The organism is Leptospira vanthielii serovar Holland str. Waz Holland = ATCC 700522, from assembly GCF_000332455.1.
In the GTDB taxonomy this organism is placed as follows: domain Bacteria; phylum Spirochaetota; class Leptospiria; order Leptospirales; family Leptospiraceae; genus Leptospira_A; species Leptospira_A vanthielii.
Map to the genome: position 1 here is coordinate 1 of NZ_AOGY02000076.1, position 16751 is coordinate 16751.

Annotated in this window: 10 protein-coding genes; 6 read left to right on the top strand and 4 right to left on the bottom strand. The window is 38.0% G+C overall.

The window, feature by feature from the left end:
* Positions 1–5965, bottom strand: a 5965-nt coding sequence (locus tag LEP1GSC199_RS18820; protein ID WP_002990468.1) for a SpvB/TcaC N-terminal domain-containing protein, incomplete at its 3' end; no start/stop codon positions are given.
* Between the two features lie 50 nt (positions 5966–6015).
* Between LEP1GSC199_RS18820 and LEP1GSC199_RS18825 the strand changes: the two genes are divergently transcribed.
* The 5 genes from LEP1GSC199_RS18825 (at position 6016) to LEP1GSC199_RS18845 (ending at position 11011) form a co-directional block, all read left to right on the top strand.
* Entirely contained in the window at positions 6016–6924 is a 909-nt protein-coding gene (locus LEP1GSC199_RS18825; RefSeq protein WP_002990471.1) for an LA_3334 family protein, read from the top strand.
* On the top strand, positions 6924–8294 hold the full coding sequence (locus tag LEP1GSC199_RS18830; protein WP_002990447.1) for a Kelch repeat-containing protein: 1371 nt from the start codon (positions 6924–6926) through the stop codon (positions 8292–8294). Before LEP1GSC199_RS18825 ends, LEP1GSC199_RS18830 begins: the two co-directional genes overlap by 1 nt.
* A 2-nt stretch (positions 8295–8296) precedes the next feature.
* Positions 8297–8866, top strand: coding sequence for a hypothetical protein (locus tag LEP1GSC199_RS18835; RefSeq protein ID WP_002990458.1), 570 nt, complete (start codon positions 8297–8299; stop codon positions 8864–8866).
* A gap of 203 nt (positions 8867–9069) precedes the next feature.
* A complete protein-coding gene (locus tag LEP1GSC199_RS18840; RefSeq protein ID WP_002990459.1) occupies positions 9070–10059 on the top strand; it encodes a PAS domain S-box protein in 990 nt (329 codons plus the stop codon).
* 142 nt (positions 10060–10201) lie between these two features.
* Positions 10202–11011, top strand: a complete 810-nt coding sequence (locus LEP1GSC199_RS18845; protein ID WP_002990453.1) for a PhzF family phenazine biosynthesis protein — start codon at positions 10202–10204, stop codon at positions 11009–11011.
* Positions 11012–11115: 104 nt separating this feature from the next.
* Here the strand turns inward: LEP1GSC199_RS18845 and LEP1GSC199_RS18850 are convergent, their stop codons facing one another.
* Genes LEP1GSC199_RS18850 through LEP1GSC199_RS18860 form a run of 3 tightly spaced genes read right to left on the bottom strand, consistent with a single transcriptional unit; the run spans position 11116 to position 16363 of the window.
* Positions 11116–12918 carry a methyl-accepting chemotaxis protein gene (locus LEP1GSC199_RS18850; RefSeq protein ID WP_002990462.1) on the bottom strand — a complete coding sequence of 601 codons (1803 nt, stop codon included), beginning with the start codon at positions 12916–12918 and terminating at the stop codon, positions 11116–11118.
* A 53-nt stretch (positions 12919–12971) separates the two neighbouring features.
* Positions 12972–15140 (bottom strand): adenylate/guanylate cyclase domain-containing protein, encoded by a 2169-nt coding sequence (locus LEP1GSC199_RS18855; RefSeq protein ID WP_002990450.1) that lies wholly within the window; start codon positions 15138–15140, stop codon positions 12972–12974.
* Positions 15137–16363 (bottom strand): M48 family metalloprotease, encoded by a 1227-nt coding sequence (locus LEP1GSC199_RS18860; RefSeq protein WP_002990465.1) that lies wholly within the window; start codon positions 16361–16363, stop codon positions 15137–15139. Before LEP1GSC199_RS18860 ends, LEP1GSC199_RS18855 begins: the two co-directional genes overlap by 4 nt.
* Positions 16364–16587: 224 nt before the next feature.
* Here LEP1GSC199_RS18860 and LEP1GSC199_RS20575 point away from each other — a divergent pair.
* A partial coding sequence (locus LEP1GSC199_RS20575) for a helix-turn-helix domain-containing protein (RefSeq protein ID WP_002990456.1) occupies positions 16588–16751 on the top strand: 164 nt, incomplete at its 3' end.

Sequence of the window (16751 nt, forward strand, 5' to 3'; positions counted from 1 at the left end):
AACACCCGGCTGTCGTGGTAAAAGAAAACACAACAACAAGAAGTGCTGTCCCATATCTTGGAATCTGCTTTTGGATTCTGTTTTTGAGACTTGGTAGGAGAGAGATTCCAAACAAGTCGAAGGTTTGGTTCTCTACATTGGCATCTTCTGTTTGATCCTTTGTCTGATACACCACCCAGAATAAAAATCCAAGTAGTGCCAACCAAGGAAGGGCTCTATGACCTTCGCGGATTTTCCCATCCACATAGACATTGGTATCTTCGAGGAAACTCACCAAGGCAAACCCCACCCTGTTTTTCCAGTAGGTATCACAATCGATATTTACATCTTTGCAAAATGGATTCACAAGCCAGTCGTTCGATGCCAGCTGGTTCAAAAGGATCGCATCCCCTCGGCTATACTGCGCCACCATATCTCCTTCGGCCCCGATTACATACAAGGTATGTTTTTCCTGTTGTCCAGGGCTACGGTGGATTTCGTAATAATTGCCAAAACTATAGGTAGTGGTATTGGAATTCTGAAGTGATTTTTTAATCCTCATTCCTGAATGGTCATAGGTATACTCAAACAAGTCTCCCCCCATCGACTCAATTCGTTTTAGTTTGTTTTGTGCATTATAAACAAGTGTGTCACCATTACGGGTGGTCATATTCCCCATTGCATCGTAAGTATAGCCAACGATCCCTGTGTTTGGACTATTCACTCTCGTCACAGCATGGATATGGTTACTATTCTCATAGGAATAAGTAAAAGCTCCCTTATTTAAGAGATTGCCATTCCGATGGTAGCTGTAGTTCTCCTCGCCATACTTTCCCACTGCCTTCGTTACCCGGTTCAAAGGATCGTATTCAAAACTTTGGTTCCGAGATTCGTTCATTAAATCCGTAATGGAGGATATATTCCCACGTTTATCATAACCATACTTAATACTTTGTTCGACATAACTTTGTTTCAAATAAGTAACGAGTGTTTGAGGTCGCATACGTAATGGGTCGTATCCAATTTTTGTCAATACACCATTTCCCGTTTTACGTTCTATATAGTATTTATTACTTTCTAGTTTAGGTCCTTCGTAACTAACAACTGTATGGTTCAAGCTATTCCCATCATGTGAGTCCATTGTCAGAAATGCCAGTTGTCCCGTTCCTGTGTAGTGGTTCCGCACAAGCGTCCCTTCCGGGTAGGTTATGGTTTTTACTCGACCAAACGGGTCGTAGGTTCTTTGGAAAAGGACCTGCAAGTCATCAATGGTTCGTTTTTCCCCAATCACATTGCCTTTTCTATCATAAGCAAGTTCTGTAACCCCAGATTCATCAGTAACCTTGGTTAGTTTTCCAATGACATTGGTATTAGCGATGGAATTTCCAGAATCATACTCATAAAGAACGGGGGTTTCATTTCCTGGATATACTTTTGTGATTCGTCCCAGGCCATCCACTTCTTTACGAATGACAATCCCTCTGGCATCGGTTTGGGTCAGTAAATCTCCGGCCACATTATAGGTATATGTGATGGTTCCAGAATTCGAGTCGCTATATCTAGTTTTTCTGCCACCAATATCATAAACAATTTCTGTATTGCCACTGCCTGGGTCGACAATCCGTACCATACGGTCTGCATTGTCATACTGGTATTGCAAACTTTCGCCTTGGCTTGTTTTGGTGATAAGTCTACCCCAACTGTCTAGGTTTTGGGTTTCCGATCGTATCACTTCTGATTGGTTGGTAGTTGTCACGGATGTAGAACGAAGGCCGTATACAAATTGACTTACCTCTCCCGTGGCAGAAGTGATTTCTTTTGTGCGTTCCTCTGCATCCTCTGACTGGTTGTAATAATATGTATATGCCCAGGCGGGAGATTCACCGATAAAATAAGAATTGGACTTTTGGATTTCTCGTCCCAAGGAATCATATACCGATTCTGTGGTGGATATAATTCCTTCCACAACCAGAGATTCCTTTTTAACAACATTTCCCGCTAAGTTCTTATATTCCTTTGTCCAAACATCCCCTTCGTTTGTATGGGTGGTTTGTTTTGTTGTAAATAGGGAACCGTCAAATCCGTATTCGACAGATCCGAGTTTGGTCCCGTCTAAGTAAGTAAAGGTCCTTCTTCCATATTCATCATACTCATAGGAAGTTAGATTTCCATTGGGATCTTCCAAACTCAATTCTACATCTAACTTTGGATCGTAAGTCGTTCGACTTGTTTGCCCCAGTGCATTACGAGTCAGTGTAGGTTTACTGCGAGTAATATCACCGTATTCGTAGGACAAGGTTCTACCTAAAGAATCGGTTGTACTCACAACATTGCCCAAGGAATCATAAGAGCGAAAAATGGAATACCAAGAACCTGCGCTAACCAATTGACTCTCAGAAACAGCATCCACTCCTGTATAAGTCCATTTTTTATGTGCCACCAAAGTTCCGTTTACTGTTTTTTTGGATTCGGTAGGTAAAGCCAGTACCTTCATACTGGAATTTTCAGAATAAATAAATTCTTCTCGAGTCATCCTTCCATTAAAATCTTCTTCAATGGAACTGATTTCATAACCATGAGTCGAATCATAAGTAAAGGTTTTAGAAATTTGATCCTTTAGTTGTCCGTTTTCATAGGAAGAACTGTTCTGCAACGATTGTTGGATTAATTTTGTATTAGTATGGGGTTGAAATTTGGTATAACCAAACGACTCTTCAGAAACAATCGTATCATTTCCTGTATAAACTTGTTTGCTTCCCACAAAACCTGGGAAATTTGGATTGTGCAAATAGTTGGTAACTTCTCTTAATTTCAGTATTCCACCGACATAAGTCCTTTCTGTTACAGACTCAAATCCATAATTTTCATTGGTTTCTATGTCACCTGGTTTAAACCGGGTATTGTAATAAGAGTATGTTTTTTTCTCTTCCGCAAGTCCAGGGCCAGAAGAATTACGAATATGGGAAACCAACATTTGTGGAGATAGGTTCGGAAGTGATGTACTGTAACTACCTCCCTTAACTACGGCTCCCGGCATATTTTTTTTCCAGATATAGGCAATTTCCGATTCTACTCCACTCACATGATTAATTACTTTAGTGAGGAGTCCTCCTTTGGTTAAGGGGCTATTGGATAAAATTTCCCTAGTGATACTTTTTTTTCCGTATTGGTAGAAAAAGTCAGCAATCCCATCCGCATTTCTATCCTCAAATCGACTTCCATTAATTTCAGGAGATTCAACACTAAAGTCAAACCTACTATCAAACGAACCATTTCCTTTTCCGTGATAAACATGGTAATTGGATGAATTAAATTCTTTTACAATAAAATCGACAATTCCATCTTCGTTAAGATCAGCGAACTCAAAACTAGAAACTTTTTTTTCATTGGGATCATTGTCTTCGGCAAACCGGTCTGGCCTAACGACTGTATTTACGTAATTATTAGTATAACTGTTAAAGTCAAATTTTCCACCTGTGTTAAATGCTACTTTAATTTCATTATGTAAAGTATATGCATCTTCAGCTCCAAAATCATAAGGATTAAAATGACTATTACGATTTGTGAAAGAAACGTAATCGGCAAGTCCATCACCATTGATATCGACTAACCAGTTTTTTCCCATATAACCAACAACATTTTTCGGAACATCTTGGATCGTCTGAGAAAGAGTTTTATTGTTTACATTGATTTTGGTAATGACTAGCTGATAAGCAGATCCATTTAGATTAGCGTTACGAATCCGACTAATCTCGATATCCAACTCATTTGCATGTCGATCCACAATTTCTTTAAGACGATCTTCAAAAAATTGCCTATCAATGGCTTTTGAAATCGTATCTTTTTGAGAAGCTGTAGCCGTGCCTGGGTTATCTACCAAACTCCAATACAAAGACCTCTCATCAGAAAATACCCTCTCAGAAAGAAAGTTTTTACGACCTCCGTCAGCCTCAGCCCCATCAAAAATAGAAAAAATTTCGTTGGTATAAGATAGTCGTTCTATATCCGCAGCTCCAACTTCCTGAAAATGGCGAGCTTTCAGTGCGGCTAGTTGGTACTGCTCTGGAGGTGGGTTTACGTTTACAACAAATATATGTTCTGGAATTCCATCTCCATCAATATCCGTAAACTGATTCATACGATGTGCAATAAACGGATTTGAATCCATTGTTTCTTGAAGAGGACTTCTGTGGCCTTCAAACCAAATCACCTTTTCTGTGGCAAAACTCCTTCCTTGCGATAGAGAAATGGACATCCGATCATTCCAAAAATGGACAAAATCGGCCCTTCCATCTCTATTCATATCCACAAAATAATCCCTAGGGGCTAAATTAGCAGTTCGAGTAAAATTTTGAATATAGGGAGTTAAAGTGACATTGGAAAAGGCAGTCGGACTTTCCAATCCACTTCCATTCGAAAAAGCAACGTGAAGTATACCGGACCTTTCAAAAACAAAATCCGTCCGACCATCTCCATCAACGTCAGCTATGTCCATATAAGTGTTGTACTTTATTGGAAAATTGGGCGAACTGAAGTCTCTACTATTAGTATAATCATTGGAACGAATATAAATTTGGTCCCCATCCACTTTTCCGAGTAATCTCGAATATTCAGTGATTCCATCTCCATCGATATCTGTCGGAAGTACAGCTCTATTGGCAGATAATACGCCATTATTACAAGCATCAGCACCAAAAAAAGTATATTCACCGCATTTCAACCTAACAAATGGTGGACAGGCAGGAAACAATGTACAAATACAGGCAATCGGTCCCCAGTTACAGGCATCTCTATTTTTATTTCCTAGTGGATACCTTCCCACAAATTCCGTTTCCGGATTATAGGTAGGCATCACAACATTCACTGCACTATAATCAAAACCATTTCCTGTTCCCCCGCCTGCTCTTGGTATCGCTCTCGGCATTACTTTATTATAAGCTTTTGTGAGTTTTGTTTGTGATTTAGGAGGTTCGGAGAATTTCATGGAAAGATATTCAAAGATGGCTCTTTTTAAAAGCTCAAGCATCCTATCTCCAATATCTTGGTCAGAACCATAACCATTAGAAAGTGGATTTGCTCCGCTACTTAACTTGGATTCCACTCCATTATGACTTTCTGAATATACAAATTCCAAAGGTAGATGTGTTGATAAGGAAAATAAATTGTCTTTTTCGAAATCTATTTTAGTTAAAAGAGAATCTTTTGTTTTTGAATCTATTGAATAAGAAAATTCATAAGTATGGACATGTGAATTATCTGAATAAAACTTAATTCGCCTCAGTCTCCAATCCCGAACTATTAATTGTTTTTCAGAGTAATCATTAATAAAATCTTCTCTTTCTTCATAATCAAAGGTAAGATATCTCACCCCACCAGCATAAATGATTTTCGAAAGGTATAGTTCCCCTTTCCTAACTTCCCATTCATAACGAATGGTCTCACCATGTGGTTCTCTTTGTTCGGAAAGCCCCCAAAGAAGCACTGCCCCATTTCCGGCTAACACTTGTGCATTTTCACCGCCATAGGTGAATCGATTCCCAGATTTATCGAAAGCAATGAATTGGCTAGGTCCAAATCCAAAATTTCCTTGGGGATAAAAAGAAACAAAACTTTCATTTTTGGAATAAAATAACTGAGAAGAACCGTCACTATCCACTAACTGACCATAGTCTGAAGAAACATAATGGTCTGAATTGGAAAGATTAATTCCGTACATCGAATCTCTTTTTATGTATTCACCACCGTCTAACGACCATCCTTTTCCGAGTAACCCACTACCCATTCCGGAATTATAGGAGAGTGCCAAAGAGGGAGTTAAACCTCTTGTTCCTTCAGGCACTTCTAATGGAATCGAAAAGGAGACATTCCCACCCGGATCGACTCCAATTCCAGGCATCTGTTGAGGTAACTTTTGTCCCCCTAAAAACGACAAAAACAAAAAAGAAAATAAAACAATAAGAACTAATCTAATTATAAATTGTCGCATAACGATCACTCAACTATTTAAAGAATATAGTCTTGCCATCTAACAAGTGTATGAAAAACACAACATTACCACTGTTAACAATATTAATTATATTTTTTTTAGGGATATCCATCATCCCGATTCACCCAGCAGAACTCAGATTCCCCAATGGCGAAGTTTTCCATACCGAATTCGTATACGAAGACGAACGTTTGCTTGTTGTCCGCTTTAAGGGTTCTGAATATAAAGTACCTAAAAAAGATCTTGAATATTATAATTTATTTAACAACGGTCAGACCAATAATTCTTACAAAATCGCAATTTTATCGTTAAAAAATGGTAGTGTCATTAAGGGTACCATTGCTGACAAAAACAAAGATGAGGTGATTATTAAATCCGAACTCGGATTTTTAACCATAAATAGAAGCGAAATCAAAAACACTGTGTCAGAAGCCGACGAACGTCCGGAATTTCCCATTGTTTATTTAGCCAATGATAAACTAGACAACCAAACAAGAGTTGGAGGAAGTTTCACTTACTTACCTCTTTTTCCACCCTTAGGCAACCAAACTCCACCACTTTATGGCTTATCTGTCTTTACTGAACCAGCATTTTTAAGGTTTAAAAACACCTACCAATTGGGATTTAAATTTGAATATCTACAATCGACAGGCCCTCTAAGAGAAATTACAAGTCAATCGGGATACATTTACCTCCACCAATCTAAAATCTTCCAATCCAATCCTTTATTAGATTTTTATGGAATTGTTGGAATGGGAACGTCTTCCATTTCCTATCGTTTCGATCAGAATAATTCAAGAACAGGTACAACCCCTTCCGCCTATATTGAATTAGGTTGGCAAGGCCTAAAATATGGACCTTCGTTCTATCGCATTGGCTGGAAAAACTTATGCTTTTTTGAGATAGAAAAAACCCATTGTGGTTCGGGGCTCGAGTTATCTGGAGGAATCAACTTCTAATGAAATATAAAATTATATTTTTCTTCATCATTTTTTTTACCGTATGGAATTGTTCGAATCCCCTCACTGATGGGGGAAAGGCCAATAATGCAAAAATTGAATGGCAACTAGTTACGAACATTTCTACTAATTCAGCAGTTGTTAGTTGGAAATGCTCCGGTAAAGTTCCTGGTTTTTTAGTAACGACTGGACCTAATTACAATAATGTAGATACCTCCTTTCTTGACAGTGAAATCCACGCAGTATCTCTTTCTAATTTAATTACAGATTCAGATTACAGTTATACACCATCATGTGGAATCAAAGAGTTGGGACTTGGCATTCCATCCACTTTTAAGACCCTATCTGATAATGCGGTCATATTTCGAAGAAGTATTTGGATCGTAGGTGGGATTGGATCAGACAAAAATGCAGTCAGTGAAATTGATTATTTCGATCCCGTAGAAAATCGTTGGCACCCTGCGGTTACTCAAGTTCCCACTCCCAGACTCAATGCACAAATTGTCTCTTTTAAAAATAAGATCTACGTTATAGGCGGAATTGTCAAAAATGGTGCTGTTTATACAATGAGCAGGATTGTGGAGGTTTATGACCCACTAACCAATACTTGGAATAAGAATCTTGCGGATATGCCTTCTACTTTACAAGGCGGAGTTGCTGGAGCATTCGATGAAGAAATCGTTGTATTAGGTGGAACGACAACAACGGATATGACCACCGGCACTATATTCAATACTATTTACAAATTTTATCCAAACATCGGAAATAGTGGAACTTGGGTAAACCTTCTATCAAGTACAAATATCTTTCCACGAATCGATATGGCTGGATGTACTTACAACGGAAGTTTAGTGTTTACTGGTGGAAGGTTTTATGCTGACGGACTAGCCTATGCAACAACGGACGCTTATGCCCCCTCACTCAATTCAACTTCTGGAAAAATCGAAGCATCCATTTCTCTGGCAAGACACGGATCAGGTTATGCCTGTTATCGACCGATATCCACGGATCCTTACCCAACAGACACACCTGCTTTATTTGTTGTTGGCGGTTCCACGGGAACCAATATTTCTCAGCCAGTCACAGCTGTGACTAATTCCAACCGATTTGAATACTCATACCTCGGAAATGCATCGAATGCATTTGTCACAGGATCGAATACTCCAATCGCACTCTATTACCCAGCCATGGAAGTTTCTTATGAAAAACGGAAACTTTATCTTTTTGGTGGTGCTTCGGAATTTAACTTACCCATTGATCAAGTTTACTCGTTGGATTTGACAAATCCTGGTGGCAATCCTTGGGTTCCAGAATCAGCCAATATGCCAAGAAGTAGATTTGGGCACAAAGCAGTTATTTTAAGTAGGTAGATATGAAAAAGATAAGTTTGATTTTCCTACTTTTTACCACTTCAGTTATCTTCGCCGATTCCGTCTCCGAAGAAGATACTTTTCTTTATAGATATCATTTAAGAGAAAAAAAATTTTCTGAAGCGGAAGACCTTCTTAGCAAATTTCAAAATTCAAAAATAGACCAAACTAAATTAGAGTTATTAGAAACTGAGTTATGGATAGCCAAAGGAGAAGATTTATATTCTAGAAAACAATTTAAGTCTGCTTTTCATTTTTATAACGATGCGTATGTTCGTTGGAGGACAAACCCATTAATCAAAGACCGATATACGGAACTCTCGGGAAAGGTACTTCATGATGAAGAGATTGTCAAACTACCCATAAAACCCAAAACTAACAGACAACCGGATGAAAAAGAAAAAGAATTTATTTACCTTACTTCTAATGCAGATATTTACTTTTTAATGAATCACTTTCGTTTGGAAGAATTAGAAAAAAAAGCCAATATCATTTATGGAATTGGGGGAGCAATTTTTGCTATTCTGCTAATACAAGTCATAATCAATCTAATTTTATTAATTAGAAAATAACATCAATGGATTATTGAACAAATTGTGTTTAGAACGAACCTGGGCGACATACATCGAACTAACGACAGGAGTGCGGCAAACATAAATAACAACAGAAGACGAATCAGCTAACCATAAAACTCACCCGCAAAAACCAATCGCAATACAAAAATAGATTTCATTTTCTGATTTACGTTCCCAAGGCAAAAGAAAGCGTATACGCAATGATTCCCGATCCATCAGTCAACTATGCACAAATGGTTTTGGACAACTCCACCGATGCCATTGTACTGATGGGGCTTGATTATACAGTTCTTGCCTTCAATCAAAATTTAGAAAATACCATCCGAGCGTATTCTGGAAAGATTCTAAAAATTAGTGATGACTATCGTAACTTTGTAATCGCAGCTGATAAAGAGGTTTTTTTCGATTTATTCCAAAAAGCTCTTTCGGGAGAGAGTGTCACGATAGAAAGACTGGCAAGTCTCAATGATATTTCCATTTGGTTCGAATACAAAATGAATCCTACTTATAACAAAGAAAAGACTCTGTTCGGAATTTGCCTCCGAGCCAAAAATATAGATGTTAGAAAAAAAATGGAGATTGCACTTTCGGAGAGCGAACAAAAATTCAGAAACTTAATTGAATCTGCACCAAATCCTATTCTAATCGTGGACCAAAAGGGAAAAATTGTCCATTGTAATATAGAAACAGAAAATACATTCGGATTCGCAAGAGAAGAACTCATCAACCAGTCAGTAGAACAATTAGTCCCGATTCACCACAGAAAGGGACATGACCGTTTACTCGAAGGTTACTTCCAAGCTCCAAGACCCATGCGGATCGGAAAAAATCAAGTGACTTCTGCCGTAAAAAAAGATGGAACAGAAATCCAAGTAGAAGTCAGTTTAAATAGTTTTGTTGTCAATCAAACCAACTATGTTTCGGCAATCATTGTAGATATCACAGAAAAAGTTTTAGCAGATAATAAAATACAAAAACAAATTATTGAACTAAAAGAAATAGCAAGAATTCAATCTCATGAAATACGAAGCCCACTTGCCAATATTTTAGGACTAATTGATCTTTTGGAATCGGGAATGTCGGAAGATACAACAAGTGAAATCTATTCCTATTTACGAAAATCAGCAAAAGACTTAGATCACCTCGTTTGTGATATTGTGAAAAGAACTGCCATAAGCCTTTCTAAATAATCATATCTTTTCCATTTTCTTACAAAAACAATAAATTCAATTTTTTAGTTTTATAAAACAACAAACTGAGTTTACAACTGTATACTCTAAATTTTTTCAACTGTATACATACGAATGGATCACTTTCTGCTAAAATGTCTTTATGTCAGAAACCATATACATTGTGGATGCTTTTACAAATTCATTGTTTTCGGGAAACCCTGCGGCAGTCCTTGTTTTATCGCAATGGCCAAAGAAAGAATGGATGCAAAACATCGCAATGGAGAATAATCTTTCAGAGACTGCCTTTGTTGTCAAAGAAGGTACCCAATATAGAATTCGTTGGTTTACACCTTCTGTGGAAGTGGATCTTTGCGGGCATGCCACTCTCGCCTCTGCCTTTATTTTAAAAAATTATTATGGAGAAACAAGAGAAAGTTTTCAGTTCCATTCCCAATCAGGAATCTTACCTATATCTATTAAAGAAAATTTAATTTATTTAAACTTCCCCTCTTATCCAGAATTTCGAAAAAACGAATCAATCAAACCAAGCGAACTAATTCCCATTTTAGGAAAAGAACCTGAGGAGATTTGGGAGGGAAAGGACACTATCTTTCTTTATTCTTCCTCCTCCGATTTGGATACACTCTCTCCGAACTTTCAAAAACTAAGTGAATTACCAACAAACAGGGGCTATATTGCTCTTTGGATCAATGATTCGATAGATGGAAAATTAGATTATGAATTTCGATTTTTTGGACCAGGTCTTGGAATTCCAGAAGACCCTGCTACCGGCTCGGCTCATTGCAGCTTAGCACCGTTTATTTACAAACGGATTGGCAAAAAAAAATATCGAAGTCACCAGAAATCAAAAAGAGGTGCCAACTTTTTTATCGAATACCAAGGAGAACGTGTATCGATTGGAGGCTCTGCTGTTCTGTATTTAAAAGGAGAAGTGGAGTTACCAACCTAAAAAGTAATAACGCCAGCGATTGCAGCGGATATCCTTTCCCAAAGGGAAAGATAGGAGCGTAAAGCGCGGTCGCCTCTTGGCGAGGCGCCATAAAAAATAAAAAATCAAATTTGGAAAAAACTTACATCACGTTTGAGATTGTTTGCTTGATCCGAAAGAGCAGAACAAAGTTTATCAATTTCACCGACAAACTGATTTAGATATTCCGTTCCTTCAGAAATAGTTGCGATACTTTGCGATAGTTCAAAAGATGTATTTGCTTGTTCGTCGGTGTTCTGTTCAATCTCCAATGCAGAACGAGTTAGGTTTCCAAAACCATCTTTAACATCCTTTGCAATTAACATTTGTTTTTTTGTCATCTCAGAAGAAGTTTTAATCAATTGGATGGTAGTTTCAACTGCACTGCCAATCTGTGAAAAAGTTTTTTCTGTATTGGAAACGGCAACTCTACCTGACTTGGAGGCTTCGTAAGCTTTATCGACTGCTTCTAAAATTCTTTTCGTATTTTGAAGCGTTTGTTCTCCCAACTTAGAGATTTCGCTTGCGACTACAGCAAAACCTCTACCGGCTTCCCCTGCTCTTGCTGCTTCTATGGAAGCATTCAAAGAAAGAAGTCCAATTTTATCGGAAATGTCCCCTATCACTTGGATTACATCGGCTGTATGTTCTACACTAGTTTCAATCTCTTCCATTGCGAGTAATGTAGACTGTAAAGTGGTTTGGCCAGAAAAAATTTCGTTTTCCATTTTTTTAGTTTCGGATTCCGTTCTTTCCATAGACAAATGCACATCTACTAACACTGATTCCATTTCCACAAGAGACTGGAGTGCGGCTCTTGTAATTTCATTTTGTGTTTTGGCACCAGCTGCCGTTGAACGAATGCTTGCTGACATTTCTTCAATTCCAGCAGACATCTGCTCTGTTGAGGACGCTTGTTCCATCATTGCTTGTGATAGGCCTTGTGTTTGGGAAGCTATAACTTTGGAATCTTTACTAACACGATCAGATTCCTTAATGACTCCAGATGTAATTTTGCGAATGCTCTCGATAAAGGAATTCAAAGATAAGGTACCATGCCCCAACTCATCTGTTGAAATCATAGGCACAGTATCACGAAGATCACCGGCGGCGAGTCCCTGGTAACGTTTCACCATCTGGTTCGTGTTAGATTGTAAAGCATGAACAAAAAGAGAGGTTAAAACATAGATAGCAATACAAATAAAGAGCGCAAGTAATCCAATGGTAATCCCCGCATTCTGCAAGTGGATGATTCCTGTCACCTGTGTTCCCAGTAAATATCCAAGTGTTGTCATACTCATACTAAAAACAGCAAACATAGTAAAAAAAACTCTGGGAAATATTCCAATTTTGGGAATTTTTTCTAGAGCTAAAGGTAGATTTTTTAATTCTGGCAAAGATAAAACAGGTGCCAACCTTAGTTCCGTAAGGAAAAAATGGGAGACACCTAACACTGGATAAATGATTACAGGAAGCACAGCATAAGGAATGATTTCAATCATAGTAGGTGTGAAGAAAAAAAATGTGATTATGGCTGCAAACGGAATTCCAATTGACCACTGCACTAAAAAATAACCGAGATTGTTTCTTGGAAATTTTAGTAGTTTAATTTTGATTTCCTGTTTTTCCTCCAATGTTTTTGCAGTATATTTTTCGGATTTAGTTTCTAAAATTAGATTCCGCAAACGAAAAAAACGAACTGTTGGAACGATATAGGAAATTGTAAGCGAAATGCTAGCCCCAAGAATTACATAAACCGCCTTTTCGAAGTTATACTCGCCACCAGATATAATAAACAAAACGGCGATCGGTACCGCAAGAATTGATGTTAACAATTCTAAACCTAAAGTTAACTTCCAACAAATCGAGTTTGTTTCCTTTTCTTCCATATTGCTATTTTCCTTTTCAAATCTAGTTCTTTTCTTTTTATATTTTTATATGACTATTTTGATGTTCTGGTAAAAACACCATCCCAACCCAATGTAGGCGGATTTTTAAATAGAGCCTTACATCGGTTGATGAGAAGTTTACTTGTTACATCTTCGTGTCCAAAAATCTCCGATACCTTTTCAAAACAATTTATGGCCTTTTCCCAATTTCTATTTAAATAAAATTGAAAACCTTCTTCATACACTCGTTCCGCTTCTAAAACTCGCTCAGACAAATCAGAGGCTAAACAAACTAAACTATAAATTTTGACAGGAGCTTCTTTGCCTTTAACACGTATCCAATCTAAAAACCGAAAGTGAAATTCGCCCTTACAAACCGATTCAATACTTTCTGAAACAAGGATAGAAACACCGTAATCCTTTGCGGCCGCCTCTAACCGTGCGGCTAAGTTGACTGTGTCTCCCATCATTGTGTAGGACGCCAAACTATCTGTGCCCATAAAACCAACCTTAGCTGGCCCGCAATTAAGTCCTATACGGAAAGCCATATTTCTGGCAGTTTCCGTATAATCCATTTTTTCTTTCCAATGGGATCTAAGAACTTCCAACTCAGCTAACATCTCTAAAGCTGTTTTACAAGCAAGCCTTGGGTGCTCATGATTTTGAATGGGAGCACCAAAAATTCCGACTATGGCATCACCAATGTACTTATCCAAAGTTCCTGAATTGGATTTAAGAATTTTTGTCATTGCCGAAAGGTATTCGTTCAGTAACCGTGCAAGATCACTAGCACTAAGTTCTTCACTGATAGAAGAAAAACCTGCTACATCAGAAAAAAAGGCAGTGATTTCCCACTCTCCCCCTCTTTTTAAGGATTCCATATCCTCAAGAGCTTCACTCACAACACCTGGATCGACAAGATTGCGTAAGATATTATTGAACTTTCTTTTTTCTTTTCCTTCTGTATAGGTGAGGTAAGCAAATCCCAACAAATAGGAAATTGGGAAACCAATCACAAATGAAGAACTTGCTAATACTAGGTCCATTCGATAGAGAGAATAAAAAAGACCAACAAATATAGATATGGCGAGAATTGGATAGACGTTTTTCAAAAGATGCCACTGATTGATAAAAAGAACAAGGACCCCTATGATAAGAATCACTAGAGTAAATCCGATTCCATAAATTTCGGGGAGTTCACGTAACAGATGTCCTTCGATCAAATTCGAAGCAAACACAGCTTGCCCAATTACACCAGGAAAAAGTCCGTGTGGAGTAACCACATCGTCATGAGTGGCAGCAGCAGAAGTACCAATTAAAACAATTTTATTTTCAAAAATGGAAGGTGGTACTAAAAGTTTTTCTGGATACTCTATTTCACTCGAATTCAACTGGTTTAAAGATTCAATGATACCTGCAGCCGAATAACGAGGGATGTTTCTTAGTTCCTTTTCTGTATAAAAGTAAGCACGAACAAGACCATCTTTCCCTAAGGGAACTTCCCTTTTTACTTTTTCATTTTGAATCCAAAATCTCCCCTCTTTCCATTCCGTTTGGTATTTTTCACCTAACACTAATGCTTGTACGGCGAGCGTAGGGAAATGTTTATCTTTCCAACGGATGAATGGTGCAAACCTACGAAGGATTCCGTCATTATCAGGAATGACATTGACTACATGGATCATGGGAGCTGTTTTCCCTACATCGCCAATAGGAAAGGAAACATTTTCATACCGAGGGAAAGGTATCTCCGCAGGCAAGGGAACATTGAACTTTTGGCTTAGGTTTTCCTCATCCTTTCTTTCTATCACAATCCCGCCATCTCGAAAATTAGCCGCATGTGATATTTCGCCTAAGTTTGTATTGGCTGCAACCAAAGCTTCATCATAGTCTGATCTTTCTGTGAACAGGATATCGATAATGGTAATTTTCGGAGTTGTGATGAGTTTCGTATAACTGATGAGTGTGGGATAAATGGTTCGTTTCCAAGGCCACTGACCGAGCTCAGGATGGTCCGCATATTTTGCTATACTCTGTTCATCAATATCAATGATCACAATGTCTTTGGAAAAGGTATGATGCGAAGGAAATAAATGAAAAAAAGAATCGGACAACTTTCGATTCAGTGTTTGAGATAAACCGAATAAAGATAATAAACCTAAAAGTATTCCGGGTGCAAGAACCATTAGGAAAAAAGGGAAAAGGAATTTTCGTTGTTTCATGGTTTTAATTTGGATTTGAATTCATTCCAACGATCTTTTGGGTTGGACGAATTGTCAGACGAAATAGACGACTCGAAAAATACCAATTTGGCGATGCGTATGGTAGTATCTGGATGCGTTTTTTTGAAAGAATCTATATTTGCAGACTTAGACAATGTATTTAAATAATTGGAAAGGCCTACGGGAGAATACCCAACTTGGCTTGTTAAAGTGACGGCTGCTTCATCGGCTTCCAATTCTAATTTCATATCTCGGCCTGTTTCAAATAATTGTTTTTCCATTTCATCCAAGACGGTAGAAGTGGCAGCATTCACAACTTCTGCACCAGGTGGAGCTAAAAGACTAGATAGGACATCTAAAAATTCATTGGATTGTTTGAATTCTCCATTGTGAAAGAGTACAATGTGTCCCATTTCATGTCCAATGATTCCGGCAAGTTCTGATTCCGATTGAATTTTTTTTAGGCTTGCTGTGGTTAAAAATATATATCCTCCAGGACAAGCAAATGCATTGATTTCTGGTGATTCAATAATACCAACACGAAAACTTAAATCTTTTCGAGAAGAAACTGCTGCCATTCGCGAAGCAACTCCATTCAAATATTCCGTAAATTCGGAATCCTTAACTAAATTGTATTTTTTTAACAATCTTGCTGCGAGAGATCGGCCCAGTTTTACTTCTGCTTTAGTTTCTTTCAAAACTTCTAATTCTGGTTTGTTAAATAAGAAATTCAGAATATTCGAATTTTCCTCTTCTCCCACAGTCGCAGTTTGATTTATAGTTTGTGTGTCCGAAGAAACAGACTCAAGCCAACGAAGAGATTCAAAGTCATACAACTCACCTTCTCCACGAACTCGCATTTTTTGCGTTTCCGAAAGTCCCCTGGCGGCGGCAGTTTTTGTGAAGTCGGAGGCTCTTTGTCTTGCCACTACCGCTTCTGATGAATTGGATGTAACACCTAACTTAATTTGGTTTCCAGGTGGAAGAGGAGATACAAATAATTTTGAAACCCAACCCATTTTTCCCTCGGTTCTTACCTGAACAAAAAGTCCCTGTTCACTGACGGGAGATAGTACTTCCCCTATTTCTAAAGGAAAACCGTCGGCACTGAGTTTGGGTTGGGATAAAAGTTTTGCCTTTGTGCTTTGTACGTATACATTGCCCTTAGCCACAACTGATTGTGCTAAAAAAAGAAACAAAAGGATGTGAGATAGTGCTCTCATTCAAGAAATTATGTTTTTTAGTAGCTGCTTGGAAACTCTTTTTTTACTGAAAGACTTTAGAATTGACATTTCCTTTCAGAATCAGGAAATGAATGCGTGATGAATCAGCTATTTCTAATTTTCTTTATCATTTTTTTTTCTTTAGGGTATGAGGAGGTCAGATAGGTAACAAAAGAGACAACTCACATGGGTAACACCTACATTGTGTATCGGAGGACAATCCGATGCCTTGGAAGGAAACCAAAGTGATAGAAGAAAGAATCAAGTTCATAGCAGCTGTTAAAAGTGGTCAGTGGTGTTTTGCCGATCTTTGCCGAGACTTTAATATATCGAGAAAGACTGGCTATAAATATCTAAAGAATTATGAGTCGGAAGGTATCGACGGACT

Bases quoted from the DNA above. Each gene is read 5' to 3' on its own strand.
- LEP1GSC199_RS18825 (WP_002990471.1), top strand. From the start codon at position 6,016: ATGAAAAACACAACATTACCACTGTTAACAATATTAATTATATTTTTT.
- LEP1GSC199_RS18830 (WP_002990447.1), top strand. From the start codon at position 6,924: ATGAAATATAAAATTATATTTTTCTTCATCATTTTTTTTACCGTATGG.
- LEP1GSC199_RS18835 (WP_002990458.1), top strand. From the start codon at position 8,297: ATGAAAAAGATAAGTTTGATTTTCCTACTTTTTACCACTTCAGTTATC.
- LEP1GSC199_RS18840 (WP_002990459.1), top strand. From the start codon at position 9,070: ATGATTCCCGATCCATCAGTCAACTATGCACAAATGGTTTTGGACAAC.
- LEP1GSC199_RS18845 (WP_002990453.1), top strand. From the start codon at position 10,202: ATGTCAGAAACCATATACATTGTGGATGCTTTTACAAATTCATTGTTT.
- LEP1GSC199_RS18850 (WP_002990462.1), bottom strand. From the start codon at position 12,918: ATGGAAGAAAAGGAAACAAACTCGATTTGTTGGAAGTTAACTTTAGGT.
- LEP1GSC199_RS18855 (WP_002990450.1), bottom strand. From the start codon at position 15,140: ATGAAACAACGAAAATTCCTTTTCCCTTTTTTCCTAATGGTTCTTGCA.
- LEP1GSC199_RS18860 (WP_002990465.1), bottom strand. From the start codon at position 16,363: ATGAGAGCACTATCTCACATCCTTTTGTTTCTTTTTTTAGCACAATCA.